Raw genomic sequence first — 20,789 nt, forward strand, 5'->3', positions numbered from 1 at the left:
CTGCGAAGGCTCACCCCGCACCAGCTCGGCCGGCTCGGCGAGCAACTCGCCGCCGCCCACCTCCAACGCGACCGGATGCAGATACTCGCCCGCAACTGGCGCCACCGCCTCGGCGAACTCGACCTCATAGCACGCTCGGCCGACACCGTCGTCTTCTGCGAAGTCAAGACCCGCCGCTCCGACCGGTTCGGCGGTCCGCTCGGGGCGGTCGACGGCGAGAAGCTCCACCGCATCGAACTCCTCGCCCGCGCCTGGCTCAAACGCCACTGCCGCACCGATCAGCCCTGGCGGATCGACCGCCTCGCCCTGACGGTGGCCGGCCGCCGGCGCCTCGCTCTCGAACACCGCCAAGGGAACCGCCATGGGTTACGCGCGCACGAACACCGTCTGCATGATCGGGGCGACCGCCGTCGCCGTCACCGTCGAGGCCTCGGTCTTCAAATCGTCAGCGAAGGGCGCGGACACGGTACGCATGTCGGGCCTGCCCGACAGCGTCGTCAACCAGGCGCAGACGCGGGTCCGCTCGGCGATGGCGAACTCGGCCCTGCGCTTCCCTGACAAATCGGTGTCGGTCAATTTCGGCCCGGCATCGATCCCCACCACCGGTTCGGCGGCTGACCTCGCGCTGGCGCTCACGATCATGTGCGCGGACGACACCCTGCCGATCGAGCAGCTCAACGACACGGTCCTCCTGGCGGAACTCGGCCTCGACGGCAGCCTGCGGGCGGTGCCCGGCACGCTCCCGGCCCTGATCGAGGCCCGGAAGTCGGGGCTGCGCACGGCGATCGTCGCTCCGGCGAACGCCGCCGAGGCGGCCTTGGTCGACGGGCTGGCGGTCTACGCCCCGCCCGATCTCGCGACCCTCGTGGCGTGGCTGTTCGGGCAGACGACCCTCGACCCCGTTATGCGAACGCCGCCTGACGCGCCGCCGCCATTGCCCGACCTCGCCGACGTCAGCGGCCAGTCGAAGGCCCGGCGCGCCCTGGAGATCGCGGCGGCGGGAGGCCACCACATGCTGATGGTCGGTCCGCCGGGCGCGGGCAAGACGATGCTCGCCGAGCGGCTGCCCTCGATCCTGCCGCCGCTGTCCGACGCCGAGGCGGTCGAGGTCACCTCGCTGCATTCGCTGCGGGGCCGCATCTCGGGAGGCGCGGCGACCCTCATGCGCCACGCGCCCTTCGAGGCTCCGCACCATTCGATCACCATGCAGGCCTTGGTGGGCGGCGGGAACGGCTTCGTAGGCCCGGGTGCACTGGCCCTCGCCCACCGAGGGGTGCTCTTCATCGACGAAGCCCCTGAGTGGAAGCGGTCGGTCCTGGACTCGCTCCGCCAACCGCTCGAGTGCGGTGAGGTGCGCATCAGAAGGGCGAACACCTCGATCTGCTACCCGGCCAAGGTGATCCTGGTCCTCGCCGCGAACCCATGTCCGTGCGCGCCGAACAAGCCGTACGACTGCACCTGCGCCCCGCAGGTGAAGCGCGGCTACCTGCCCAGGATCTCGCGGCCGCTGATGGACCGGATCGACCTGCGAGTGGACCTGCCCGCGGTGCCGCCCTCGGCGATCCTGGCCGAGCAGTCGGAGGCCGAGCCGTCGGAGCAGGTCGCGAAACGGGTGGCGAGGGCTCGGGAAGCGGCCGCGGCGCGATGGTCCGAAGGGGGCGAGCCCTGGCAGTGCAACAGCGAGGTGCCCGGGCCGGCCCTGCGGTCCGACCGCTGGCGGCTCCCCGCACCGGTGAGGAAGTGCGTCGACGACCTGCTGACGAAGGAGCGGATCACGGCGCGCGGCTACGACCGAATCCTGAAGCTCGCGTGGACGATCGCGGACTTGAAAGAACACGAACGCCCCACGGCCGAGGACATAACGATCGCCAGCGAACTGCGAATCGGCTACACGCTGAGCTGAGCACCCCGACCCGCACCCCACGCCGCACAACCCGACCCAGACCCACCGACTCACCGACTCACACCGAGGAGGCACCGTGACGAATCTGCCCGACGATCCCCGCCTCGCCCTCATGCTCCTGTCATCGATGATCGAACCCGGAGACGCGGAACTCGACGACCTGCTGGACGAGGTCGACCCGATCGAAGTGGTCAAGCGCCTCTGGGAGGGCGACGTTCCCGACCGGTTGCGGCGCATCACGAGCGCGATGGTCTCGTGCACCCACGATCCGGCCGTTCGAGCCGCCGACATCGCCTCCGCGACAAGGGCATGCGGTGCCAGGGTCCTGATGCCCGGCGATCCCGATTGGCCCGACCAGCTCCGCGACCTGATGCTCGTGTGCGATGCCGACGAGCCGCATGTACGGCCGCCGCGCTGCCTCTGGGTCCGGGGCGAGCAGGATCTGGCGCACCTGTGCCGCCGCTCGGTCGCGATCGTCGGTGCAAGGGCCGCGACCGAATACGGGCAGCACCTCGCCGACGATCTCGCAGCGGACCTGACCGACGCGGGTTGGACGATCGTGTCGGGGGGCGCCTTCGGCATCGACAGGGCCGCGCACCTCGGTGCATTGGCTCGGGGCGGTTCGACGGTGTCGGTGCTGGCCTGCGGGGTGGAACTGCCGTATCCGAAGGGCAACCACTCGATGTTCAACCTGATCGCCGAGAAGGGCCTCATCATCAGCGAGTGGCCGCCGGGGACCACGGTCATGAAGCACCGCTTCCTGACCCGGAACCGGGTGATCGCGGCGCTGACCGCGGGCACGGTGGTCATCGAGGCCGCCCACCGCTCAGGGGCGCGCAACACGGGCCGGTACGCGGCCGAACTCGGCCGAGTCCTGATGTTCACCCCGGGACCGGTGACCTCGTCGATGTCGGTCGGGGTCCACCAGCTGGCAAGGGAGCCATGGGAAGCGCGCCTGGTGACCCGGGCCGAAGAGGTGATCGAGGACCTCACCGGCATCGGCGGTCCGCTGGCCGCTCCCCCGCCCCCGCAGCGGCGCCCCTTCGACCGCCTGACGGAAGTCGAGGCGCGCCTGGTCGAGTCCCTGCCGCGGGGTTACGTCGTCGAAACGACCCGCCTCGCGGCCGCCGCCGGCGTCCCCACCGAGGTCGCAGCCGAGACCCTGGACCGACTCCTCCGCACCGGCTGGGTCGACCGCATCGACGACCGCTGGCGCCTATCGAGAGGAGACCGCTCCTGACCGCGAACCGAGCCCGAGCCCCGCCCCGACGACCCCGCCGACCTGGATCGAACCACACCGCCCACACAAGAAAGGAGGCACCGCCTGAACAACCCCCGAGCGCCGCCTGCGCAGCGCCACAACACGACACGTCCGTAAATGCGGTGCGCACCGCATCCGATATCGAGGGGTGGGCGGGGTGGGGGCGGGGGGAGGGGCCCCCGGGAGGGCGCAGCGGCGGCTCCGGTGGAGCAAGGTCGGCCGGCGCAACCCGGCCCGCGGCAGCGAGCGGTCAGGTAGCGGCCCGCCGAAGCCGGCTTCGCCGTCGCGCGACGCAGGGCACGAGCCAGTCCTCGACGAACTGGACGCCAGGCCGTCGCCGGTGGCCTCGGTGTTCGCGAACAAGCCCCGTGAGGCGCCACGGCAGGCCGCCGCAGCAAGCCCGGTCGAGGCCGCTCAAGGCGAGCGGCAGTGGCCAGGTCAGGCGAGGCCGGGTTGGTCGGGATTGGGGTAGTCGGTCACGACCATGCGCGGGTTCTCGAGTTCGGCGAGCGGGGCCCAGCATTCATAGACGCCGCGCTCGACACAGGTCGCGTCGGTGGCCATGATCGCCTCGAGGTCGGGCTGGCTGAGCCGCACCCGCACCCAGTCCTCGTTGCGGCCGAGCGCGAGCACCTCGATGTCGCGCCAGCGCGCCCGCGTGTGGAACCGCTGCGGGCGGGTCACCGGGCTGCGGCTCGTAGCGCCGCGCGCGTAGACGCTGAAGCCGTGGCCGGGGTCGGCGGTGACGGGGACGCGTTCGCCCTCGTGCTCACCGATGAGTCCAGCGTGGACGGACGGGTCGGTGCGGAAGAGCGCGCGTCCGGTCTCGAGGCCGGGGATGCGGTTGACGAGGTCGCGGTGGCGGGCGCCGGCCATGCGGTCCCAGACGTTCGTCTGCGGCTGGTACTGGAAGAGCGAGATCTCCGCGCCGTCGGGCGTGTACGCCAGGATCTCGGCCCGCGCCGTCAGGGGCAGGTCCGCGAAGCCGGCGGTCGCGAACTCGGGGATGAGGTGCGTGCCGCTGGGGAGGAATCCGGTGCCGAGGATCATCGAGCCGCGCCGTTCCCGCCCGGGCACGCTGACGAGTCCGGGGAAGTTGGCGGCCTCGGTGCTCTGGTAGTCGCCGGGGCTGATCGCCTTCCAGCGCAGGGCGAACGCGGTGTCGCGGGCGTCGTCGGGGTCGCCGGAGAGGACGACCCGGTCGTGGGGTGTGCGCAGGTGGGCGACGTCGAATTCGCGGAAGCACACGCCGGAGACGACCGGCGCGGAGGTGAGCTGCCGGGTCACCTGGTGGCGGCTGAGCGGCTTCACCATGCGGGTGCCGGCGGTGACGAACGCGGTGGCGCGCACCGCGGTGACGAGCGCGCGTTCGGCGGGGCCGATGCGCGGGTTCTGGCTGTAGCGGTGGACGGTGGCGGCGTCGACGCCCGGCATCACCGGGATGGCGAGCGGCGCGACGCCGGCGAGGAGGAGTTCGCCGCCGGGGCTGGTCACCTCGGAGGCATGCACATACCGGTGGAACGCGTTGCCGCTGGGGTGGAATCCGTCTTCGCGAGTGTCCGAATAGATCTCGAATGCGGCGCCGCCCGCGATCGCTCGCGCCCGGTATCGCCGTTCGTGCCAGACGATTTCAGTGGTGCCGGTCGGCGCGGCTGGTGGTGCCTGCATGACTCAGAGTGTAGGGAAACGGGTGAACATTTCGGTGAACCGAAGGTGAACACCCGCTTCGACCATGCCCGCCGAGCTGGGGTCACACCGTCTCTGTGACCTTCTTGAGACCTCGCGGGGCGTCCGGGTTCTCGCCGCGCTCGATCGCCAGATGGAGCGCGAGTTGTTGCAGCGGAAGGATATCGAGGAGTGCGGCGATGCGCTCGTCGACGGCCGGGGTGGCGAGTCGGGCGGTTTGTCCCGGGACGTCGGCGGCGCCGACGACGACCACGTCCGCGCGCTGTTTGCCGAGTTGGGTGAGGACGTTCCACATTGCATGGCCGCCGGGGCCGGAGCCGACGACGGCGAGCACGGGCACGCCGGGGTCGGTCATGGCGAGCGGCCCGTGGAGGAGGTCGGCGCCGGAGAACGCGAGCGAGGGGAGGTAGGAGGTCTCCATGAGCTTGAGCGCGGTCTCGCGGGCGGTCGGGTAGGCGTAGCCGCGGCCGGTGGTGACGAACCGGGAGGCGAAGCGGTAGCGGCCGGCGAGTTCGGCGGCGCCGGGGTTGGCGAGGACGCCGCGGGCGAGTTCGGGGAGCTTGCCGATGGCAGTGGCCTCGGCGGCGTCGAGGCGGCCGGTGCCGGTGCGGATGCCTTCGATGAGGAGCAGGAGGGTGAGCAGTTCGGCCGTGTAGGTCTTGGTGGCCGCGACGGCGCGCTCGTGGCCGGCGCGGACGTCGAGGTGGAGTTCGGCTTCGCCGGCGAGGCGGGAGTCGGGGTTGTTGGTGACGGCGAGGGTCAGGGCGCCGGAGGCGCGGGCGGCGGCGACGACCTGGGCGAGGTCGGGCGAGCCGCCGGACTGGGAGACGGCGATGACGAGGGAGTCGGACCAGTCGGGGCGGGCGTCGTAGACGGTGACGACGGAGGGGCTGGCGAGGCTCGCGGGCAGGCCGAGGCGGATCTCCGTGAGGTAGGCCGCGTAGAGGGCGGCGTGGTCGGAGGTGCCCCGGGCGGTGAAGACCACCGAGCGGGGGCGCCGCTCGGCGATGACCGCGGCGATGCGGGCGATCTCGCCGGCGCCGTGGTCGAGCACGTCGGCGTAGACGTCGGGCTGCTCGGCGATGTCGGCGGCCATGCCCTTTCCGGGCTCGGTGGCGTTGTCGGTGGCGCCGACCTGGGGCTGGTTCACTTGACGCTCCTTGTGAAACGGGTACCGCTAAAATATTAAACAAACCTTTTTAATGAAGCGTAGTCGACCGGCACCACGCGCGTCCACCGCACTCGGGCCTTCCCGTGGCGCCGTGTCCGCTCCTCCAACCCTGCTACGACTCGGGTCGCTCGTCAATGAAGTGTGTCCACTGCCCTCCGTGCAGCCGCGCAGCTGCCGGTAAGGTTGACCCCTGAATTCCCGACCGAACTAGGAGGAAGCCGTGGCGAAAGCAGCCCGCAAGCGCAAGTCGCGTAAGAAGAAGTCCGCCAACCACGGGAAGCGCCCGAACAGCTAGCGCGTGGCGGGGCAGGCGGCCGAGGCCGCGACTGCCCCGCAGATCGCACTGGACACCCGGCGCAGAACGAGAATTGCCCACATGACCGAAGCGCCGCGCGAAGCGCGCGAGCAGCAACAGCCGAGCACCCGAGAGCGGATCCAGCAGACCGCGATCGCGCTCTTCAGCGAGCACGGCTACGAGCACACCTCTCTACGGGAGATCGCCGAGCAGCTCGGCGTCACCAAGGCCGCCCTGTACTACCACTTCAAGACGAAGGAAGACATCGCGGCCAGCTTCTTCGACTCCTACGCGGAGGACTTGGACCGCATCTGCGACTGGGGCGACACCCAGCCGCGGGGGCTGGAGACCCGCACCGAACTCCTGCGCCGCTACGCGGAGGTCATCCGCGCGCACCAGCCGGTGCTCAGGTTCATGCAGAACAATCAGGCCGCGCTCACGCGCCTCGACCGCATGTCGGTCTTCAGGCTGCGGCAGCGGCGCCTGCACGCGCTGCTCGTCGAGTCGGACGCGCCGCTCATCCACCGCCTGCGGGCGTGGGACGCGATCACGACCCTCTACAGCAACTGGATCACCTATCCGCGCGTGGACGACTCCGAGGACGACCTGCGTGAAGCGTCGGTGCAGATCTCGATCGGCATGATCCGGGCCAACGCCGCCGAGGAGTCGGATTCCTGAACGCGGTCGGCGCTGCTGGACGCGGTTCCCGGATTTCCGCGGCAGGCAGCGCGCACCGCACATGGAATGAACGTCGACTGAGGCGGGGTTAACAAGCGCCGTCGTCGCAGGAGTCGTTGCAGAGCGCAGTCGGGCCCGGGGCCACCGTCGGGCCCGATCGGCGTGAAAGGGAGCGGCCGGCCTCAGCGCTCGCGCTCGGCGACTTCGCTGAAGATCTCACTGACCTGCTCGATGGCGCTGAGCTTCTGGCGCAGGCGCGCCTTCACCTCGTCGGGCGCCTTCTCCTGGCTGCAGCAGCGGTGCACGATGGTGCGCACCTCCTGCTCGATGCCGTACTCGGAGAGGCAGGGCGTGCACTCTTCGAGATGGTCGCGGATCACGCCGCGGCGGCGGTCGGAGCACTCGTCGTCGAGGTAGAGGTAGACCTCTTCAAGGACCTCTCGACAGTCGAGTTTGGGCTTCTCCGGTTCGGCGGTCACTGCTGTACCTCCCGTGCGGGCGAAAGGCCGCGGTCCGCGGCGTACGAGCTCAACAGCTGGCGCAGCTGCCGCCGGCCCCGGTGCAGTCGGGACATGACGGTGCCGATCGGGGTGCCCATGATGTCGGCGATCTCCTTGTAGGAGAACCCTTCGACGTCGGCGAGGTAGACCGTCAGGCGGAAGTCCTCGCCGAGCTGCTGCAGGGCGTCCTTGACGTCCGAGTCCGGCAGGTGGTCCAGCGCCTCGGTCTCGGCCGAGCGCAGCCCGGAGGCGGAGTGCGACTCGGCGTCCGCGAGCTGCCAGTCCGTGATCTCGTCGGTGGGCGAGGTCAGCGGCTGGCGCTTCTTCTTGCGGTACGAGTTGATGTACGTGTTGGTGAGGATCCGGTACAGCCACGCCTTGAGGTTGGTGCCCTCGCGGAACTGGTGGAACTTCGAGTAGGCCTTGAGGAACGTCTCCTGGACCAGGTCCTCGGCGTCGGCGGGGTTGCGCGTCATGCGCAGGGCGGCGCCGTACAGCTGGTCGATCAGGGGCATCGCGTCGCGCTCGAACCGCTCGCGCCGCTCCTGGGTGTTCTCGCTGCCTGCCTCGGTCACCGTCTCCCTCTCGTAGCCGACCAGTTCCGAGCCTACGGCAGGGGTCTGGGCGGGGGCGGAGGAAATACCGGCGGTCGTGACGCCGCCGACGCGGGTGGCGCCGTTGGGCGAAGGAGACCATTCGGGGCCGCTCAACAGGGCGGTCAGGCGCTCGTGTTCGCGTCCGCGGAGGGTGGTGGTCATGCGTTTGGGCTCCTTGCTTAGACAGACTTCGTGGCCCGTGAGCCCTTCGCCGCGACTCGCGCGGCGGGTGGCCGGCGCGCCTCGGCGGGAGACTCGTCCCGAACAACAGCACCGGGCGCGGCTTCATTCCGCCGTCCGCGAAACCCCCGTAGTCGTATCCGCCACACCACCCGATCGGCGTAACCGCATAGCCGTTATTTAGGGCAAAGCGTACTAAATTCGGAATATGACCTGAAATCATTACTTAATGGATCGAAACGGTAACTTTCGGTGGGCGGAGTCGTTATCGTGTGTGGACCCGGAAGGGTCCTGATCGCACCGGGAGACCGGTGCGTGAACTCCCAGTACCTGCCCCGGGCCGGCGAACCATGACACCGTCGCCGGTCCGGGGAGGCTACCTCCCCCGCTCCCCCAGGACGGCGAAAAGCCGCGACCTTCGCTGGGGCTGCAGCGGTCGCGGCTTTCGATTCGGCGGGCTCGGCTAGGCGCCGACCGCCAGGGGGTTGATGTCCTTCCAGACTTCGATCATCGCCCGGCGCTCGCGGGGCGCGGTGGCCCCCCAGACGCCGTGGCGGTCGCGGGCCTCGAGGGCCCGGACCAGGCAAGGGGTGCGGACCGGGCAGGACGCGCACATGGCCAGGGCCTCGTCGATGGGCTCGCGGGGCTCGGGGTACATGACGTCGGGCTCGGCGTCGGCGCAGTTGCCCTGGCGGAGCCAGGCGTCGCCGCTCATCCGGTAGGCGCCTCGGATGATCTCGTTGCGGTACTCGGCGGCATCGAGCAGCCGGGGGTCTCTCCGGGCTCGGGCCACCTCGTCGGGGCGGATTCGCCGCATTGCTGCCTCCCATGTTCGTTGTGGATGCAGAGCCTTGTGGTTGCAGGGGCGTTGCGCCGCCGGCCCCTCCACGCGTCGATCAGCTCGGCGCGGGAAGTGATTCCCTATGGCCGGCGGCGGCTTGTACACGAAAGACCGCCGACATGGGGTACAGATACGTTTCACCGAAAGTGATTGGGCTCACAATCCGGGAAGGGTCGCGGGGCCCTCGTCGGCGTCGACGGGTTCGACCAGTTCGGGGCCCTCGTTGTCGGCCCGGCCGACCGCGCGGCCGACCTTGCGGATCTCGATGTCGTCCGGGAGCGAGGCGGCGGGACCGGCCAGCAGTTCGCCTTCGCCTGCGGCCTCCTCCCCCAGCCACGCCGCGTACCGCTCGGGCGGCAGGACGTACGGCATCCGGTCGTGCACGGTCTCGAACGCCTCCCCCACGGCGGGGCAGGTGAGGACCGTGAAGGTCATGAGGTGAACATCGCCTCGGTTCCAGGTGTCCCAGAGCCCCGCGAAGACGACGCCGCCGGGGCGGGTGAAGAAGTAGGGCTGCTTGCCGCCGCCGGGGAGCTTGCGCCACTCGTACCAGCCGTCGGCCGGGACGAGCGCGCGCCGCGACGCGAACGGCCGCTTGTAGGCGCGCGAGGTCGACACGGTCTCGATGCGGGCGTTGAACATCCGCGAACCGATCCCCGGGTCCGACGCCCAAGGCGGGACGAGCCCCCACCGGGCCAGCTCGACCACGCGCTCGTCCTTCGACTTCGAGCGGCGGACCACCGGAGCGAGCGTGGTGGGCGCGATGTTGTAAAGCGGGGACCACGCCCCCGCGATGAGGTCTTCGGCGTCGAAGAGCGCGGCCATGCTCGGGCTCGACTTGCTGTTGGCGTACCTTCCGCACATGCCCACACGGTAACCCCCGCCACCGACACTCCGGCTCCTCAATTTCCGCGCGGCCGGCGAGGGCGGCCCCGGCCGCGCCACCCCGGTGCGCCGACCTTCGGGTGCGCAGCTCGCGGGCCTCTAGAATGGCTGGCGTGAACGCAACCGCCGCCCCCAAGAAGCGCCGCTGGGAGACTCCGTACGCCGAGGCCGAGCTGGACGCGGTCGTCCGCGTGCCCGGCTCGAAGTCGATGACGGCCCGCGCCCTCATCCTCGCCGCGCTCGCTTCCGGCCCCTCCACGATCCGGCGCCCGCTCATCGCCCGCGACACGCTCCTCATGGTCGAAGGGCTCCGGTCCATCGGCGTCGCGGTCGACACCGGCGACGACGAGCTGTGGACCGTCACCCCGGGGACGTTCAGGGGCGGCACCGAGGTCGACTGCGGCCTCGCCGGGACCGTGATGCGGTTCCTGCCCCCGGTCGCGGCGCTCGCCGACGGCCCGGTCGCCTTCGACGGCGACCCGCACGCGCGCAAGCGCCCCAACGACGGCGTCATCAAGGCCCTGCGCGACCTCGGTGTCGCCATCGAGGACGGCGGCCGCCTCGCCCTGCCGTTCACCGTCGAGGCCACCGGCTCGGTCGAAGGCGGCGTCCTCGAAGTCGACGCGTCGAAGACCTCGCAGCTCGTCTCCGCGCTCCTCATGGCCGGCCCCCGCTTCAAGCACGGCCTCGATCTGCGCCACGTCGGCGACAAGCCCGTCCCGAGCCGCCCCTACCTCGACATGGTCGTGCACATGCTCCGCCAGGCCGGGGCCGAAGTCGACGACTCGGAGCCCGACCGCTGGCGCGTCGCCCCCGGCGAACTCCAGGGCCGCGAATGGGTCATCGAACCCGACCTGCAGAACGCCGCGCCGTTCCTCATCGCGGCCGCCGCCGTCGGCGGCCGGGTCACCATCGAAGGCTGGCCGACCGAGACCACCCAGGCCGGGGACAAGATCCGCGACCTCCTCGTCCAGCTCGGCTCCCGCGTCGAATGGAGCCGCGGCGGCCTCACCGTCGTCGGCTCGCCCTCCGTGCTGCCGGTCGAACTCGACCTCGCCGACGCCGCCGAGCTCACCCCGACGCTCGCCGCGCTGTTCGGCGTCAACAACGGCCCCTTCGCCATCCGCGGCGTCGCCCACATCCGCGGCCACGAGACCGACCGGGTCTCGGCGCTCGTCACCGAGCTGCGCAAGATCGGCGCGGACGTCGACGAGTTCGAGGACGGCTTCCGCGTCAACACGGGCGGCCACACGACCGGGACCTGGGCGACCTACGCCGACCACCGCATGGCCCACGCGGGCGCGGTCGCCGGCCTCGTCGTCCCGGGCCTGGTGCTCGACGACGTCGCCTGCGTCTCCAAGACCTGGCCCGACTTCGCCGAAGTGTGGGAGCAGGCCGTGCGTGGGCACGGGAACGCCGCACCGACCGAGGGGACTGACGCCTAGTGCCGCAGCCGGACTGGGACGCCGAAGAGGAAGACGAGTGGGACGAGGACGACGTCAGGGTGCGGCCGACCCGCCGCTCCCGGCCGCGCACCAAGATCCGGCCCAAGCACGAGCACGCGCAGGAGGGGTTCGTCACCGCGGTCGACCGCGGCCGCTACACCTGCCTGGTCGACGGCGTCACCGTCACGGCCATGAAGGCCCGTGAACTCGGCAAGCAGTCCATCGTCGTCGGCGACCGCGCCGCGCTCGTCGGCGACCGCTCCGGCGACCCCGGCACCCTCGCCCGGATCGTCAGGATCGAACCGCGCCACGGCGAACTGCGCCGCTCCGCCGACGACGAGAACGCCAACGAGCGCGTCGTCGTCGCCAACGTCGACCAGCTCGTGGTCGTCGCCAGCCTCGTCGACCCGCCACTGCGGTACGGCTTCGTCGACCGCTGCCTCGTCGCCGCCTACGACGCCGGGGTCGCGCCCGTGCTGTGCCTGACCAAGCACGACCTCGCGCCCGAACTCGTCGCCGAGGTCCGCTCCTACTACTCGCAGCTCGACCTCACCATCACCACCACCGAGCCCGAAGCGCCCCTCGACGAACTCGTGGAACTGCTGCGCGACAAGGAGAACGTGTTCTTCGGGCACTCCGGCGTCGGCAAGTCCACCCTCGTCAACCGGCTCGTGCCAGGCGCCGGTCGCGCCGTCAGCGAGGTCCGCGCGATCGGCAAGGGCTCGCACACCTCGACCAGCACCATGTCGTTCCAGCTGCCCGCCGGCGGCTGGGTCATCGACACCCCCGGCGTCCGCTCGTTCGGGCTCGCGCACGTCACCGCCGACTCGATCCTCAAGGCCTTCCCCGAACTCGAGGAGGTCGCCGAGGACTGCCCGCGCGGCTGCACGCACACGCCCGAGATCGGCGACTGCGCCCTCGACGCCGCCATCGGCCCCGACGACCCGCGCGCCGGCCGGCTCGCCTCGTTCCGCCGCGTCCTCGCCTCCCTGCACGAGGCCGACACCAAGAACTAGGCCGTTCACCTGTTCGTTGCCTCGCTGGTCGAGGCCTCCTCCAGGGGCTCAGTAGGATGTGCCCATGCCCACCTCCAGCTACAACGACGATCTCGGCCTCGCGCACCTGCTCGCGGACAGCGCCGCCCAGATCGGCAACAGCCGGTTCCGCTCCTCCGACCTGCGGGTCTCCTCCAAGCCGGACATGACCGAGGTCAGCGACGCCGACACCACGATCGAGGAGGTGCTGCGCTCGACGCTCGGGCGCGCCCGCCCCCGCGACGGCATCTTCGGCGAGGAGTACGGCGACAACCCCGGGGCCTCGGGCCGCAAGTGGGTCATCGACCCGATCGACGCCACCCGCAACTACGTTCGCGGCGTGCCGGTCTGGGCCACGCTCATCGCCCTGTTCGACCGGGGCGAGCCCGTCGTCGGCGTCGTCAGCGCACCTGCGCTCGGCCGCCGCTGGTGGGCGATGAAGGGCGCGGGCGCGTTCGCCGGGCGCGACCAGCGCGCGGGCAAGCGGATCCAGGTGTCGAAGGTCGCGAAGCTCTCCGACGCCTCGGTGAGCATCTCGTCGATCACGAGCTGGTCGAAAGTGGACCGGCAGGGGGCGATGCTCGGGCTGCTGCACGAGGCGTGGCGCGAGCGCGGCTTCGGCGACTTCTACTCGTACTGCCTGCTCGCGGAGGGCGCGGTGGACATCGCGGCCGAACCCGAAGTGGCCCTGTGGGACCTGGCGCCGCTGGCGCTGATCGTCGAGGAGGCCGGCGGGACGTTCACCGACCTGCGGGGCCGTCCCGGTCCCGACGGCGGCACGGCGCTGGCGACGAACGGGCTGCTCCACGAGCAGGCTCTGGAGCGGTTGAGGATCCGGGAGTCTTAAGGCGTACAGCGAAGGGGCGCGGCCGGAAACGGCCGCGCCCCCGCTGCGTCCCCCTAGCGTTCGGCGAGGAACTTGAGCTGCTCGGCGCGCTGCAGGATGCCGCCGCCTTCGTGGCCGTTCCAGGGCCACACGGTGATCTGCTTCTCGCCCTGCCAGCGGTTGTAGGCCGCGAACACGGTCGAGGGCGGGCAGACGTCGTCCATGAGGGCGACGGAGTAGAGCGCGGGGGCGGTGCCGCGGGCGGCGAAGTTGACGCCGTCGAAGTAGTCGAGGGTCGCGAACGCCCGCTCCTCGCTGAGGCGCTGCCCGGCGAGGAACTCGCCGATCTCCCGGTAGGGGAAGGCGTCGGTGATGGTCGTGGCGCGGCGGAAGTAGGTCAGGAAGGGCACGTCGATCATCGCGCCCGCGAGGTCGTCGCGGAGGCCGCCCACGGCCTGGGCGATGCCGCCGCCCTGGCTGCCGCCGGCGACGACGACCCGGTTCGGGTCGATCCCGTCGAGGCCCTTCGCGACGTCGACCGCGCGGACGGCGTCGGTGAAGACGCGCCGGTAGTAGTAGTGCTGGGGGTCTTCGATGCCCTGGGTCATCCAGCCCTTGTTGGTGGGGCCGGTGGTGCCGTAGGGGTCGCCGGTGTCGCCGGGCTGCCAGTGGCCGAAGCCCTGGCCGCGGGTGTCCATGACGAGCTGGGCCCAGCCCGCGGCGGGGATCGTGGTGTGCGAGATCGGGATCGAGCGGCCGCCGGAGTAGCCGATGTACTCGACGACGCACGGGAGGGGGCCTTCGATGCCCTTGGGCTTGACGAGCCAGGCCTTGATGGGGTGGCCGCCGAAGCCGGCGAAGGTCACGTCGAACACTTCCAGGGTGACCAGGTCGGTCGCGAACGGCTCGAGCCGAACGTCGAGGTCGTGGGCGGCGGCGTCGGTGAGCGTGGTCTTCCAGAACTCGTCGAAGTCGGCCGGTTCGGGGACGTCGGGGCGGTATTCGCGGAGCTGTTCAAGGGGAAGGTCGAAAAGAGCCATGCAGAGTTTGTAGCACGACCAAACGAATTTCTGCAATCGTCGCTAGCGGCGGGCCAGTCCCTGGGACAACATCGGTTGCCAGATGGCAGACGGAGTGGTCGACACATCGTGCGCCCCGTTTGCCCCTATTTCAGGCCAAGGTCTTGCAACCGCTGTCCATAGGGGCTTACCGTCATATATAGAGGCACATCGATATTATGGATCGATCGCCGTGCCTTCCCATCTACGAAAGGACATCGTCAATGTCGACGATCACCCTCCACGCCAGGCGGGCCCTCGGGCTCGTCGTGGCCGTGGTGCTGACGAGCCTGTCGATCAGCGTCTTCAACCCGGCACCGGCGCTGGCCCAGTCCGGACCCGTCGGCTACGCCTCCCTCAACGGCGGCACCACCGGCGGCGCCGGAGGACCGACCACCACCGTCACCTCCGCCTCGGCGTTCGTCTCGGCCGTCGCGAGCAACTCGGCCAAGATCGTCCGCGTCAGCGGGACCATCGCCCTCTCGGGCATGGTCAACGTCGGATCGAACACCTCGATCATCGGCAACTCCGGCGCGACCTTCACCGGCGGCGGGCTCAACTTCGACTCCGACCGCAACGTCATCGTGCAGAACATGCGGTTCAACAACTGGTCCGACGACGCCATCAACGTCCAGGACGCCTCCACGAACCTGTGGTTCGACAACAACACCTTCGGCACCGGCTACGACGGCGCGCTCGACATCAAGCGCGGCTCGGACTACATCACGGTGTCCTGGAACCGGTTCAACGGCACCGACAAGACGATGCTCCTCGGCCACTCGGACTCCAACGGCGGCCAGGACATCGGCCACCTCCGCGTGTCCTACCACCACAACTGGTTCAACGGCACCAACCAGCGCACCCCGCGCGTGCGGTTCGGGTCCACGGTGCACGTCTTCAACAACTACTACGTCAACATCGGCGCGTACTGCGTCGCGACCACGATGAACGCCGGCGTCCTCTTCGAAGGGAACTACCTCGAGAACGCGGACGACGCCGTCCACATCGGCGAGGGCGACTCCGACCCCGGCCGGATCCTCTCCCGCAACAACCACCTGGTGAACACCGGCACCCCCGCCTCCAGCGGATCGGTGTCCGGCGTCCCCTACTCCTACACGCTGACCACGCCGTCGTCGGTCAAGTCCGTCGTCACGGCCGGCGCGGGCGCGAGTTAGCCCGAAGAAGCTGGACGGCGCCGCGAAGCATCGCGGCGCCGTCCTTTCGCGGTCCTAGGCCCAGGGGAGGCCGAGTTCGCTGAAGAGCTTGCCCTGCTTGGCGGCGGCTTCAACGGCCTTGTCCGCGCCCTTGAGGATGGTGACGGGGTCGTCGCCGACGCGTTCGAGGTGCTCGGGGGCGACCAGGCGCGGGATCGGGTCGTTGAGGACGGTCTCGAGGACGCCGGTGAAGGTCTTGGCGCGGCGCAGCCCGGAGATGAGGCCGACGCCCTTGTTGCGGTGGGCGAGGAGGTTGTCGAGGAGGTCGGTGCGGCCGTACTGCCTGGGCTCGGACTCGCCGGGCAGGAGGAGCCGGTCGGTGGGGTACTCGAACCAGGCCTCGCCCTTGGTGCCGCGCACGTAGACGTCGCCTTCGAGCTTCTTGTCGCCGCAGAGGGTGACGGCGACGGTGATCGTGACGCCGTTCTTGTTGGTGGCGCGCCAGACCGCGGTGTCGTCGACCTCGATGTTCTCGCGGGTGCGCAGGCGCTCGAGTTCGATGGGGCCGTCGAGCGGCCAGTCCCCGGCGAGGGCGATGGCCTCCTGGGAGGCGTGCGCGAAGGGGTTGGCGAGGGCGCCGTCGGCGATGAGGTTGCCGTTCGCTTCGCGCTTGCCGGCCCACGGGGAGCGGCGGTAGTAGGAGTCGGGGCGCTGCCAGGAGCCGGCGACGGAGACGGCTTCGACCTCGCCGAGTTCTCCGGCTTCGATGGCGTCGCGGAGGGCGTTGAACGCGTGGGAGCCGAGGGCCTGGAAGCCGACCTGGACGTTGCGGCCGGTCTCGGTCATGACGTCGTAGAGCTCGGCGTATTCGGCGAGGCTGGCGACGGGGGGCTTCTCGAGGTAGACGTCGGCGCCGTGGCGCATCGCCGCGCCGGCGATGGGCAGGTGGGTGGGGGGCGGGGTGGCGATGATGACGACGTCGGGGTCGGTGGCGTCGAGCATGGCGCGGTAGTCGTCGAAGACCGGGAGGTCGCCCACCGGGATCTCGTCGTCCTCGTAGATCTCGGCGGTGTCGCACAGGGCCACGAAGTCGAGCTCGCCGCTGCGGCGGCGCGGTTCGAGGTTGTGGCGGTGGTGCAGGCCGTATCCGTTGGCGCCCACGAGGGCGATGCGGGGCGTGCGGGTGTCGGTCACAGGTGCTCCAGGGTGGTGGCGACGCCGTGCCGGTCGAGTTCGCGCAGCCATTTGGCGGCGGCCCGGCGCAGCTGGTGGTTCTCGGCGACGGTGGGGGGGACGATCTGGTGGAGCCCGAGGATAGCGTCGATGCGCGCGGCGGGGTTGCCCCCGGCGGCCGCGAGGCTCTGGCGGATCACGTCTTTGAGCGGGTCGTCGAGGGGCAGTTCGGCGCCGTCGTCGCTGCGTCCGGCGCAGAAGCGGGTCCAGGCGGCGAGCGGGAGCGCGATGAGGTCGAGGTCGACGTGCGCTTCGGCGAGGTCGGCGATGGTGGCGAAGAGCCGCTGCGGGAGCTTCTGGGAGCCGTCCATGGCGATCTGGAGGCACCGGTGGCGAATGCCGGGGTTGCGGAAGCGCTCGAGGACGCCTTCGCCGTAGGCGACTGTGTCCTGCCCGTCGGGCGGGGTGAGGCTGGGCGCGATCTGCTCGGCGATGAGCCAGCGCGCGAAGGATTCGGCGCCGGGCAGGGCGAGGGTCTCACTGATGTGGACGACGTCGGCGAGGGCGCCGAGGTAGGCGAGGGTGGAGTGGACGCCGTTGAGGGTGCGCAGTTTCAAGCGCTCCCAACCGGCGACGTCGCGGGTGTAGGTGGCGTCCCAGGGCGGGCGCGGCCCGGCGAAGTCGTCTTCGATGACCCACTGGGTGAACGGTTCGGCTTCGACGGCGGCGAGGTCGGTGACGCCGAGGTCGGCGAGGGCGCGTTCGTAGGTGGCGTGGGTGGAGGCGGGGACGATGCGGTCGACCATCGAGGAGGGGAAGGCGACGTTCCCTTCGGCCCAGTCGCGGGTGGCGGCGTCGAGGAGGGGTTCGACGGCGGCGCGGGTGGTCTTGCCGTTGTCGGGCAGGTTGTCGCAGCACAGGATCGTGAGCGGCGGGCCGCCTTGCGCGGCGCGCTTGGCGAGTCCGGCGGCGAGGAGGCCGGGGACGCCGGCGGGGTCGCGGTAGGCCTTCTCGGTGACGGTGAGGGTGACGACGTGGGTGGTCTCGGCGGCGACGAGGTCGACGGCGCGTTCGTGTTCGGAGGCGATGTGGACGGTGTCGGCGATGGCGCCGACGACGCGCATCGAGGCGCCTTCCGGTCCGAGGGTCGCGACCGAGAAGAGGCCGTCCTGTTCGGCGAGGGCGTCGATGACGCCGCGCGAGTTCGGCGCGGCGACGGTGATGCCCCAGTCGGTGTCGTCGGTGTAGACGGCTTGGTGGGCGCGGTGGAATGCGCCCGCGCCGAGGTGGAGGATGCCGGAGGTCTGGGGGCGGTCCCCGGGGACGCGCACGTCCCCGGGGAGCCGCTTGAGGACCGGATTGCCTAGGCGTTCCATGCGGGCCCGTTCGGGAACGAGAACTCGGCGATGGACTCGGGCTTGAGCGTCACGGAGTAGCCGGGCTGGGTGGGCAGCCGGTAGCGGCCGTCGACGACGGTGACCGGGTCGGTGTAGTGCTCGTGCAGGTGGTCGACGTATTCGATCATGCGGCCCTCCAGGGTCTTCCCCACTCGAAGGTATTCGAACATGCCGAGGTGCTGCACGTATTCGCACAGTCCGACGCCGCCGGAGTGGGGGCAGACGTCGACGCCGTGCTTGGCGGCCATGAGGAGGGTGGCGAGGACTTCGGGGATGCCGCCGACGCGGCAGGCGTCGATCTGGCAGACCTTGATGGCCTCGGCCTGGAGGAGCTGCTTGAAGATGACGCGGTTGGCGGCGACCTCGCCGGTGGCGACGCGGATGGGGGCGACGGCTTTGGCGATCTTGGCGTGGCCGAGGATGTCGTCGGGGTGGGTGGGCTCCTCGATCCAGTACGGGTCGAAGGCGGCGAGCTGCTTCATGTTGGCGATGGCCTCGGGGACGGACCAGATCTGGTTGGCGTCCATCATGAGCTTGCGGTCGGGGCCGAGCACGTCGCGGATGATGGCGGCGCGGCGCACGTCGTCGGCGACGTCGGGCGAGCCGACCTTCATCTTCGCGGCGGTCCAGCCTTCGGCGACGGCCTGCTCGGTGAGGGCGCGGACCTTCTCGTCGGAGTAGCCGAGCCAGCCCACGGAGGTGGTGTAGGCGGGGAAGCCGTCGGCCTCGAGGACTTTGAGGCGGTCCTCGTAGCCGATGCGGCCCTCTTCGAGGATGGCGACGGCCTCGTCGTAGGTGAGCTCGTCCTCGATGTGGCGGTAGTCGATCTGGGCGGCGAGTTCGGCGGAGTCCATTTCGGCGAGGAGGCGCCACATGGGCTTGCCTTCGAGCTTGGCGCGCAGGTCCCATACGGCGTTGACGATGGCGCCGACGGCCATGTGGGTGGCGCCCTTCTCGGGGCCGAGCCAGCGGATCTGCGGTTCCTGGACGATGGAGCGGGAGAACTCGACCGGGTTCGCGAAGATCTCCTCGACGGTCTTGCCGACCACGAGGTGCTCGAAGGCCTTCACGGCTTGGACGCAGATCTCGGTGCCGCGCCCGCCGGTGAAGGTGAAGCCGGTGCCGGTGGGGCCGCCGTCGGTGAACAGCTCGACGTAGCAGGCCGAGTAGTCGGCGCGGTTGATCGAGTCGGAGCCGTCGCCGGCGGTCGCGGTCGGGAACCGCACGTCGTGGACTTCGAGGCGTTCGATCAGGGTCACTTAGCTGTCCAATCCATAGATCTTGCGGGGCTGGTGGTAAGCGAGGTCGACGGCGACCTCGGCGGCTTCCTGCTCGGTCATCCGATGCTCGGCGACGAGGCGGGCGAGGTAGGCGGCGTCGATGCGGCGGGCCACGTCGTGCCGGGCGGGGATGGAGCAGAACGCGCGGGTGTCGTCCACGAATCCGGCCGTGTTGTAGAACCCGGCGGTCTCGTGCACCGCTTCCCTGAAGCGGCGCATGCCCTCCGGCGAGTCGAGGAACCACCAGGGCGCGCCGAGGAACACCGAGGCGTAGCCGCCCGCGAGCGGGGCGAGCTCGCGGCTGAACACGGTCTCGTCGAGCGTGTACAACACGATCCGGAAGCGCGGGTGGTTGCCGAACGCGTCGAGGAGCGGTTTGAGGGCGCGCGTGTACTCGGTGGCGTTGGGGATGTCGCCGCCCACATCGCGGCCCCAGCCTTCGTACAGCCACTGGTTGTGGTTGCGGTCCGCTCCGGGGTGGAGCTGCATGACCAGGCCGTCGTCGACGCTCATGCGCGCGAACTCGGTGAGCATAAGCGCGGGGAAGCGCAGGATCTCGGTCTCGTCCGCTTCGCCGTTGAGGGCCTTCGCGTAGATCTCGGCGGCGGCCTTCGGGTCGTCTTCGGTCGCGGCCGTGAGGTTCCCGTGGTCGGTGCAGGTGGCGCCGGCGGCGATGAAGTCCTGGCGGCGCCGGCGAAGCGCCGTGAGGAAGCCGTCGAAGGTCGAGGTGTCCTCGCCGGTGATCTCGGCGAGCTGCTCGACGCGCTCCTTCCAGCCGGGCCAGCCGGGTTCGACCATGTTGTCGGGCCGGAACGTGGTGACGACCTTGCCGCCCTTGCCGCCCCACTTGCGGCCGTTCTGGGCCGGGAGTGCCGCGAGCTCGGCGTGCGGGTCGAGGGAGTCCACCGGGGACTCGGTGGTGGCGAGCACTTCGATGTTGAAGCGGTCGAACAGGGCCCTGGGACGGTAGGCCGGTTCGGTGAGCCGCGCGGAGAGATGGTCGTAGAACTCGTCGGCGGTGTCGGGGCCGAGCTCCTTGTAGATCCCGAAGACCTCCGCGAACGTGTAGTCGAGCCACATCTTCGAGGGGGTGCCGCGGAAGAGCCGGTAGTGCGCGGCGAAGCGCCGCCAGATCGTGCGGCCGTCCACTTCAGACGGCGCCCCGGCGGTGGACGGGACGCCGAGCTCGGCGGGGGTCACGCCCTGGCTGTAGAGCATCCGGGTCAGGTAGTGGTCGGGGACGACGAACAGCCGCGCCGGGTCGGGGAACGGCCGGTTCTCCGACATCAGACGCGGGTCGACGTGCCCGTGGGGGCTGACCAGCGGCAGGTCGGCGGTGCGCTGGTGGAGCTCCCGGGCGATGGCGCGCGTGCGCTCGTCCGCCGGGAACAGCCGGTCGGGGTGGAGATTCATATTCGCGGGCTTC

General features: G+C 70.4%; 18 protein-coding genes and 1 pseudogene. 8 read left to right on the top strand and 11 right to left on the bottom strand.

Annotated features, from left to right (window positions below; translation table 11 throughout):
- Positions 1–75: 75 nt before the first annotated feature.
- The 3 genes and pseudogenes from AB0K52_RS02605 to dprA all read left to right on the top strand — a co-directional run.
- Positions 76–294, top strand: a pseudogene (locus AB0K52_RS02605) (YraN family protein); the annotation flags it as partial.
- Between the two features lie 67 nt (positions 295–361).
- A complete protein-coding gene (locus AB0K52_RS02610; protein ID WP_363525142.1) occupies positions 362–1,903 on the top strand; it encodes a YifB family Mg chelatase-like AAA ATPase in 1,542 nt (513 codons plus the stop codon).
- Positions 1,904–1,979: 76 nt separating this feature from the next.
- A complete protein-coding gene (gene dprA, locus AB0K52_RS02615; protein WP_363525145.1) occupies positions 1,980–3,143 on the top strand; it encodes a DNA-processing protein DprA in 1,164 nt (387 codons plus the stop codon).
- Between the two features lie 459 nt (positions 3,144–3,602).
- Here the strand turns inward: dprA and AB0K52_RS02620 are convergent, their stop codons facing one another.
- Together AB0K52_RS02620 and AB0K52_RS02625 are read right to left on the bottom strand one after the other, a co-directional pair.
- Positions 3,603–4,832 (bottom strand): hypothetical protein, encoded by a 1,230-nt coding sequence (locus AB0K52_RS02620; protein ID WP_363525148.1) that lies wholly within the window; start codon positions 4,830–4,832, stop codon positions 3,603–3,605.
- Between the two features lie 82 nt (positions 4,833–4,914).
- The gene (locus AB0K52_RS02625; protein ID WP_208496628.1) at positions 4,915–5,946 is read right to left on the bottom strand and encodes an SIS domain-containing protein; all 1,032 of its coding nucleotides are present in this window, start codon (positions 5,944–5,946) and stop codon (positions 4,915–4,917) included.
- Positions 5,947–6,397: 451 nt separating this feature from the next.
- Between AB0K52_RS02625 and AB0K52_RS02630 the strand changes: the two genes are divergently transcribed.
- The gene (locus tag AB0K52_RS02630; protein ID WP_363525151.1) at positions 6,398–6,994 is read left to right on the top strand and encodes a TetR/AcrR family transcriptional regulator; all 597 of its coding nucleotides are present in this window, start codon (positions 6,398–6,400) and stop codon (positions 6,992–6,994) included.
- A gap of 182 nt (positions 6,995–7,176) precedes the next feature.
- On the opposite strand, the gene rsrA is transcribed toward AB0K52_RS02630, so the two are convergent.
- The 4 genes from rsrA to AB0K52_RS02650 all read right to left on the bottom strand — a co-directional run bounded on the left by rsrA (position 7,177) and on the right by AB0K52_RS02650 (position 9,975).
- Positions 7,177–7,473 carry a mycothiol system anti-sigma-R factor gene (gene rsrA / locus AB0K52_RS02635; RefSeq protein WP_208496582.1) on the bottom strand — a complete coding sequence of 99 codons (297 nt, stop codon included), beginning with the start codon at positions 7,471–7,473 and terminating at the stop codon, positions 7,177–7,179.
- Entirely contained in the window at positions 7,470–8,252 is a 783-nt protein-coding gene (locus AB0K52_RS02640; RefSeq protein WP_363525154.1) for a sigma-70 family RNA polymerase sigma factor, read from the bottom strand. Before AB0K52_RS02640 ends, rsrA begins: the two co-directional genes overlap by 4 nt.
- 481 nt (positions 8,253–8,733) lie before the next feature.
- Positions 8,734–9,087 carry a WhiB family transcriptional regulator gene (locus tag AB0K52_RS02645; protein ID WP_205327957.1) on the bottom strand — a complete coding sequence of 118 codons (354 nt, stop codon included), beginning with the start codon at positions 9,085–9,087 and terminating at the stop codon, positions 8,734–8,736.
- A gap of 180 nt (positions 9,088–9,267) precedes the next feature.
- A complete protein-coding gene (locus AB0K52_RS02650) occupies positions 9,268–9,975 on the bottom strand; it encodes an SOS response-associated peptidase (RefSeq protein WP_363525158.1) in 708 nt (235 codons plus the stop codon).
- A gap of 134 nt (positions 9,976–10,109) precedes the next feature.
- On the opposite strand from AB0K52_RS02650, the gene aroA reads away from it, so the two are divergent.
- From aroA to hisN, 3 genes are all read left to right on the top strand, one after another.
- The gene (gene aroA / locus AB0K52_RS02655; RefSeq protein WP_363525161.1) at positions 10,110–11,441 is read left to right on the top strand and encodes a 3-phosphoshikimate 1-carboxyvinyltransferase; all 1,332 of its coding nucleotides are present in this window, start codon (positions 10,110–10,112) and stop codon (positions 11,439–11,441) included.
- Complete coding sequence (gene rsgA / locus AB0K52_RS02660) at positions 11,441–12,457, top strand: ribosome small subunit-dependent GTPase A (RefSeq protein ID WP_363525164.1); 1,017 nt, start codon at positions 11,441–11,443, stop codon at positions 12,455–12,457. The genes aroA and rsgA overlap by 1 nt, the downstream gene beginning before the upstream one ends.
- Positions 12,458–12,521: 64 nt before the next feature.
- Positions 12,522–13,322, top strand: coding sequence for a histidinol-phosphatase (gene hisN / locus AB0K52_RS02665; RefSeq protein ID WP_363525167.1), 801 nt, complete (start codon positions 12,522–12,524; stop codon positions 13,320–13,322).
- A gap of 53 nt (positions 13,323–13,375) precedes the next feature.
- Here the strand turns inward: hisN and AB0K52_RS02670 are convergent, their stop codons facing one another.
- Positions 13,376–14,341 (bottom strand): acetylxylan esterase, encoded by a 966-nt coding sequence (locus AB0K52_RS02670; protein WP_363525170.1) that lies wholly within the window; start codon positions 14,339–14,341, stop codon positions 13,376–13,378.
- 242 nt (positions 14,342–14,583) lie between these two features.
- On the opposite strand from AB0K52_RS02670, the gene AB0K52_RS02675 reads away from it, so the two are divergent.
- Positions 14,584–15,534 carry a pectate lyase gene (locus tag AB0K52_RS02675; RefSeq protein ID WP_363525173.1) on the top strand — a complete coding sequence of 317 codons (951 nt, stop codon included), beginning with the start codon at positions 14,584–14,586 and terminating at the stop codon, positions 15,532–15,534.
- A 54-nt stretch (positions 15,535–15,588) separates the two neighbouring features.
- Here AB0K52_RS02675 and AB0K52_RS02680 read toward each other — a convergent pair whose 3' ends face one another.
- Genes AB0K52_RS02680 through uxaC form a run of 4 tightly spaced genes read right to left on the bottom strand, consistent with a single transcriptional unit; the run spans position 15,589 to position 20,776 of the window.
- Positions 15,589–16,707 (bottom strand): Gfo/Idh/MocA family oxidoreductase, encoded by a 1,119-nt coding sequence (locus AB0K52_RS02680; RefSeq protein ID WP_363525176.1) that lies wholly within the window; start codon positions 16,705–16,707, stop codon positions 15,589–15,591.
- Positions 16,704–18,062: a mannitol dehydrogenase family protein gene (locus tag AB0K52_RS02685; protein ID WP_363525179.1), complete on the bottom strand. Its 1,359-nt coding sequence runs from the start codon at positions 18,060–18,062 to the stop codon at positions 16,704–16,706. The genes AB0K52_RS02680 and AB0K52_RS02685 overlap by 4 nt, the downstream gene beginning before the upstream one ends.
- A complete protein-coding gene (locus tag AB0K52_RS02690; RefSeq protein WP_363525182.1) occupies positions 18,050–19,342 on the bottom strand; it encodes an enolase C-terminal domain-like protein in 1,293 nt (430 codons plus the stop codon). Before AB0K52_RS02690 ends, AB0K52_RS02685 begins: the two co-directional genes overlap by 13 nt.
- Complete coding sequence (gene uxaC / locus AB0K52_RS02695) at positions 19,343–20,776, bottom strand: glucuronate isomerase (protein ID WP_363525185.1); 1,434 nt, start codon at positions 20,774–20,776, stop codon at positions 19,343–19,345.
- Positions 20,777–20,789: the final 13 nt, after the last annotated feature.

The sequence above is a fragment of the Glycomyces sp. NPDC049804 genome, assembly GCF_040674615.1.
Taxonomy (GTDB): domain Bacteria; phylum Actinomycetota; class Actinomycetes; order Mycobacteriales; family Micromonosporaceae; genus Glycomyces; species Glycomyces niveus.